We start from the raw sequence: 1507 nt of genomic DNA on the forward strand, positions 1-1507 counted from the left end.
CCGCGCGACGAGGAAGTGCTCGCCGAGCTGCTGCGCGGCGAGGCGGCGACGGCGGGCCCGTCCGCCGCGCTGATGCGGTACGAGGCGTATCGCCGTGAGCTGCGCGAGACGCTCGGCACGGATCCGGGCGCCGGGCTCAAGGCCGTACAGCGGGAGCTGCTGCGCGGCGAGTCGCCCGTGGTCAGGCACGGCGTGCCGCACGAGCCGAATCCGCTCCTCGGCCGGGACGAGGACATCGTGGCGGTGGAGCGGCTGCTGCGCGCCTCCCGCGCCGTCACCGTCGTCGGCCCCGGCGGCCTCGGCAAGACCCGGCTCGCGCACGCCGTCAGCCGCCGGGCCGAGCAGCGCGTGGTGTATTTCGTGCCGCTCGCCGGCGTCACGGCGGACGAGGACGTGGCCGCGGAGGTGGCCTCCGCGCTCGGCGCGGGCGAGGGTCGGCCCGGCGCCATGAGCGGCCATGTCCCGGCCGATGCGGTGTCCGGCATCCTCGGTGTGCTCGGCGCCGGGCCCGCGCTGCTGGTCCTGGACAACTGCGAGCAGGTCATCGCCGGTGCCGCCGACCTCGTACAGGCCCTGGTCTCGTCCTCCAAGGACCTGCGGGTCCTCGCCACCAGCCGGGCCCCGCTGGGCCTCACGTCGGAAGCGGTGTACGCGCTGCCGGAGCTGGGTCTCGACACCTCCGTCGAACTGTTCACCCAGCGGGCCCGAGCCGCCCGGCCGGGCGTGAAGCTGCCGCCGGACGCGGTGGCCGGGCTGTGCCGCCACCTCGACGGGCTGCCCCTCGCCGTGGAGCTGGCCGCGGCGCGGGTGCGGGTGCTGTCGGTGCCGGAGATCGCCCGGCGCCTCGGCGACCGGTTCGCGCTGCTGCGCGGCGGGGCCCGGGACGTACCGGAGCGCCACCGCACGCTGCACGCGGTCGTGGAGTGGAGCTGGAACCTGCTCGCGGAGGACGCCCGCGCTGCGCTGCGCACGCTGTCCGTCTTCCCCGGCGGTTTCTCCGGCGAGGCGGCGGAGCACGTCCTCGGCGAGGACGCGCTGCTTCTGCTGGAGCAGTTGGCCGGTCAGTCGCTGCTCACCGTCGCCGACACCTCGGTCGGCGTGCGGTTCCGGATGCTGGAGACCGTACGGGAGTTCAGCGCGGCCCGGCGTGCGGAGGCGGGCGAGGACGAGGAGGCCGTCGGCCGATTCCTCGCCTGGGCACGGGACTTCGGGGTCGCGCACCACGACGTACTCCTCGGCTCGGAACCCCTGGCCGCCTGGGAGCGGATCAAGGCCGAGCAGGACAACCTCGTACTGGCCCTGCGGCACGCGCTGGCCCGTAACCGTGACGCGCCGGCCCGCGACGCCTTGGCCCGTACCGACGGCCCCGCCATCGCCGCCCTCACCGCCGTCCTCGCAGCTTTGTGGTCCACCGACTCCAACTACCCCCGCCTCGTCGCCCTCGCCGCCGACACCGGCCCGCCGCTGTCGCACTACTACCCCGAGCCCGCATACGTCGAAGTCGCCC

The 1507-nt window shown here is 75.3% G+C and carries 1 protein-coding gene; it reads left to right on the plus strand.

What is annotated here, in order from left to right; all coding sequences use genetic code 11:
* A partial coding sequence (locus tag GA0115259_RS38550; RefSeq protein ID WP_272921305.1) for an ATP-binding protein occupies positions 1–1507 on the plus strand: 1507 nt, incomplete at both ends.

Source organism: Streptomyces sp. MnatMP-M17 (genome assembly GCF_900091995.1).
GTDB lineage: Bacteria > Actinomycetota > Actinomycetes > Streptomycetales > Streptomycetaceae > Streptomyces.